The sequence below is a fragment of the Stenotrophomonas sp. PS02289 genome, assembly GCF_029960115.1.
Lineage (GTDB): Bacteria > Pseudomonadota > Gammaproteobacteria > Xanthomonadales > Xanthomonadaceae > Stenotrophomonas.
The window spans coordinates 1-4,180 of sequence record NZ_JASCOZ010000258.1; the positions used below are offsets into that span (position 1 = coordinate 1).

Consider the following 4,180-nt stretch of genomic DNA (forward strand, 5'->3'; position numbering starts at 1 on the left):
GCGGCGCCGCGCGCCCCCCCCCCCCCCCCCCCCCCCCCCCCCCCCGCTACCGGATGAGGGCTTCGGTCTTGAAAGCTGGCGGTCTGCGCGCGCGCGTACGCTGCTCGTAGTCATAGGCCAGCTCGATCAGGCGCGGTTCGCTCCACGCCGTGCCCATGAACAGCAGCCCGAGTGGCAGCCCGTTCACATGTGCCATCGGCACGCTGATGCTGGGGTAGCCGGCCACGGCGGCAGCACTGTAGTTGCCGCCGGGAAACGCATCGGCCTCGCCGCTGCGCAGCGGCCACGCCGCGCCGGTGGTGGGTGCCACGAGTGCGTCCAGACGGTCGGCCTTGAGCACCGCATCGATGCCTTCGGGGCCCGCCAGCCGGCGCGCCTCGGTGCGCGCGGCGATGTACTCCGGACTGCCCAGCGCGCCGGCCTGCGCGGCACTCTCCATCAGGTCCTGGCCAAACAGCAGCAGTTCCTTGTCGGCGTGTTCGCGGTTGAAGGCAATGACCGCCTCCAGATCGCGCACCGGTGCCTGGTGCGTGCCGAGGTAACGCCCCAGGCCGGCCTTGAACTCGTGCAGCAGCACGATCCGCTCCGCGGTCTCCCACTGGCCCTGGGTCGGCAGACGGACCGGCACCACCACTGCACCGGCGTCCCGCAGCACCGCGACGGCGTGCTGCAGGGCCGGCGCGACGCCGGGCTGGCTGTCCAGGGGGCCGTACAGCACGCCGATGCGCGCGCCGCGCAGGCCGCCGTCCTTGAGCCGTGCGGTGTAGTCGTACACGGCCCGACCGGGCATGGTCGCCGTGGCCGGGTCGGCGTCGTCACGACCGGCCATGGCGGTCAGCAGCGCCGCAGCATCGGCCACGCTGCGGGTCATCGGCCCGGGGGTGTCCTGGCTGAAGGAGATCGGCACCACGCCATCGCGGCTGACCAGTCCGACCGTGGGCTTCAGCCCGACAATCCCGTTCACCGCGGCCGGGCAGACGATGCTGCCGTCCGTCTCGGTGCCCACCGCGGCGGTGGCCAGGTTGGCCGAGACCGCCACCGCGCTGCCGCTGCTGGAGCCGCAGGGGCTGTGGCTGAGCCGGTAGGGATTGCGGGTCTGGCCGCCGCGCGCGCTCCAGCCGGAAATGGACTGGCTGGAGCGGAAATTCGCCCATTCGCTCAGGTTGGTCTTGCCGAGGATCAGCGCCCCGGCCGCACGCAGGCGGGTGACCAGGAAGGCATCGTCCGGACGGAAGCCGGTCAGGGCCAGCGAGCCCGCCGTGGTCGCCATCGGACGTGCACCGATGTTGTCCTTGAGCAGCAGGGGAATGCCGTGCAGGGGACCGCGCAGCTGCCCGTGGCGGCGCTCGGCGTCCAATGCGGCGGCTTCCTTGAGCGCGTCCGGGTTGAGCTCCAGCACGGCGTTCAGGCGCGGCCCGGTCCGGTCCAGGCGGGCGATCCGGTCCAGGTAGGCGCGGGTCAGGGTGACGCTGTCCAGCTCGCCGGCGGCCATCTGCGCCTGCAGGTCGCTGATATCCGCTTCGGCGTAAGGGAAGGGCGCAGCAGGATCGACCGCATCGGTCGCCGCCGCATGGGCCTTGGCGGTCAGCAGTGATGATGGCGAAGGCGAGCAGCCCGTCAGCGCGATGGCCAACGCCAGCGATGTCAGTGACAGACGCATTCGGAGGTTCCCGGTTCCAGCCCTCAGGCTAACCAGCGATTGCCGCGCTTGGCAACTCAGTGACGCTTGCGCAGGTCGCGCGCGAGCACGCCGACCACGATCAGGTTGATCACCAGCACCGACCACGAGGCCCAGCCGGGGTGGCGGATGATGGCGTAGATGTCGAAGGGCAGGTAGATACCTGCGGTGACGCAGCCCAGCCACGAGGCCCAGGCTTTGGCGCGCCACAGTCCCCACGCCTCGAACAGGTGCAGGATCCCGTAGGCCACCATGGCCGCCGCGGCCAGGTGCACCGCATCGGGACTGATCATGTTCAACAGCGAGGGCAGGGTGCCGTGATCCGGGTCCAGGCTGAAGCGCCGGATCAGGGCATTGACCCCATCGCGCAGCGGCTGCGGACCGAGTACTTCCAGTCCGGTAGCCGCCAGCAGCGCCAGTGCCGCCTTGCTGGCTTCCAGCAGGGCGATCACATGGAGACCCGGATGCGTATGCGGATCCGGGTTGTAGGGTTTGTCGGTCACGACAAGGGTCCGATCAACCGGCGCGCGACGCCTTCTTGCGGTCGCTTTCGGTCAGGAACTTCTTGCGCAGACGGATTTCCTTCGGGGTGATTTCGACCAGTTCGTCGTCCTCGATGAAGTCCAGTGCCTGCTCCAGCGAGTACTTGATGGCCGGGGTCAGCTGGATCGCGTCGTCCTTGCCCGAAGCGCGCATGTTGGTCAGCGGCTTGGTCTTGATCGCGTTGACGGTCAGGTCGTTGTCCTTGGAGTGGATACCGACCAGCTGGCCTTCGTACACGTTGTCGCCTTCAGCGGCGAACAGCTTGCCGCGTTCCTGCAGCGGGCCCAGCGAGTAGGCCGGGGTCACGCCCGGGGCATTGGCGATCATCACGCCGTTGATGCGCTTGGCGATCGCGCCCTGTTCCTTCGGACCGTAATGGTCGAACACGTGGAACAGCAGGCCCGAACCCTGGGTCAGGGTCTTGAATTCGTTCTGGAAGCCGATCAGGCCACGGGCCGGGATCGAGTATTCCAGGCGCACACGGCCCTTGCCGTCCGGCTCCATGTTCTTCAGCTGGCCCTTGCGGGTACCCAGCTTTTCCATCACGCCGCCCTGGTGCACTTCTTCCACGTCCACCACCAGCTGTTCGATCGGCTCCATCTGCTGGCCGTCGATTTCCTTGATGATGACTTCCGGACGCGACACGGCCAGTTCGTAGCCTTCGCGACGCATGTTTTCGATCAGCACCGACAGGTGCAGTTCGCCACGGCCGGAGACCAGGAACTTGTCGGCGTCTTCCAGCTGTTCGACCTTCAGGGCCACGTTGTGGACCTTTTCACGGTCCAGGCGGTCCTTGATCTGGCGGCTGGTCAGGAACTTGCCACCGGACAGGTCCTTGTTGCCGGCGAACGGCGAGTTGTTGACCTGGAAGGTCATCGAGATGGTCGGCTCGTCCACGGTCAGTGCCGGCAGCGCTTCCGGGGTGTCCGGGTGGCAGATGGTGTCGGAGATGGTGAGTTCCGGAATGCCCGAGATCGCCACGATGTCGCCGGCTTCAGCGGTGTCCTGCTCGATGCGCTCCAGGCCCAGGAAGCCCAGCACCTGTGCGACCTTGCCGTTGCGCTTCTTGCCTTCGCGATCGATCACCGCGACCTGCATGTTCTTCTTCAGGGTGCCGCGCTGGATGCGGCCGATGCCGATCACGCCCACGAAGTTGTTGTAGTCCAGCTGGCTGATGCGCATCTGGAAGGCACCTTCCGGGTCGACTTCCGGCTTCGGCGCGTGCTTCATGATCGCTTCGTACAGCGGGGTCATGTCGCCGTCGCGCACGGTGTCTTCCAGGCCGGCGTAGCCGTTCAGGGCCGAGGCGTAGACGATCGGGAAGTCCAGCTGCTCATTGGTGGCACCGAGCTTGTCGAACAGGTCGAACACCTGGTCGATCACCCAGTCCGGACGCGCGCCCGGGCGGTCGATCTTGTTGACCACCACGATCGGCTTGAAGCCCATCGCGAAGGCCTTCTGGGTGACGAAGCGGGTCTGCGGCATCGGGCCGTCCATCGCGTCGACCAGGATCAGCACGGTGTCGACCATCGACAGCACGCGCTCGACCTCGCCACCGAAGTCGGCGTGTCCCGGGGTGTCGACGATGTTGATGCGGTTGCCCTGCCAGGTGATGGCCGTGTTCTTGGCCAGGATCGTGATGCCACGCTCCTTTTCCTGGTCATTGCTGTCCATCACGCGTTCAGCCAGCACGGTGCGCTCGGACAGGGTGCCCGACTGCTTCAGCAGCTGGTCGACGAGGGTGGTCTTGCCATGATCGACGTGGGCGACGATGGCGATGTTGCGAAGATTTTCGATGGACATGCGAAAGGGGGCCAGTCGGCGCCGGAAGTTGAAAAATGAAGTCCAATATTATACCGCTTTCATGACCAAACGGGAAAAGACCCCATTCAGGAACTCGCGTGGATGGCGGCACCTCGGTAGCGCCGGCCGTTGGCCGGCCCAGGCGGTGCTGAGGGC

At 66.9% G+C, this 4,180-nt stretch carries 3 protein-coding genes; all 3 read right to left on the reverse strand.

Annotation, left to right across the window (positions count from 1 at the left end; all coding sequences use genetic code 11):
- Positions 1-46: 46 nt before the first annotated feature.
- The 3 genes from QMX83_RS20530 to typA are packed head-to-tail and all read right to left on the reverse strand — an operon-like array spanning position 47 to position 4,024.
- On the reverse strand, positions 47-1,660 hold the full coding sequence (locus tag QMX83_RS20530; RefSeq protein ID WP_282298475.1) for an amidase: 1,614 nt from the start codon (positions 1,658-1,660) through the stop codon (positions 47-49).
- 56 nt (positions 1,661-1,716) lie between these two features.
- Positions 1,717-2,181 carry a DUF2127 domain-containing protein gene (locus QMX83_RS20535; RefSeq protein WP_282298476.1) on the reverse strand — a complete coding sequence of 155 codons (465 nt, stop codon included), beginning with the start codon at positions 2,179-2,181 and terminating at the stop codon, positions 1,717-1,719.
- Positions 2,182-2,194: 13 nt separating this feature from the next.
- Positions 2,195-4,024: a translational GTPase TypA gene (gene typA, locus QMX83_RS20540; protein ID WP_282298477.1), complete on the reverse strand. Its 1,830-nt coding sequence runs from the start codon at positions 4,022-4,024 to the stop codon at positions 2,195-2,197.
- Between the last annotated feature and the right edge of the window lie 156 nt (positions 4,025-4,180).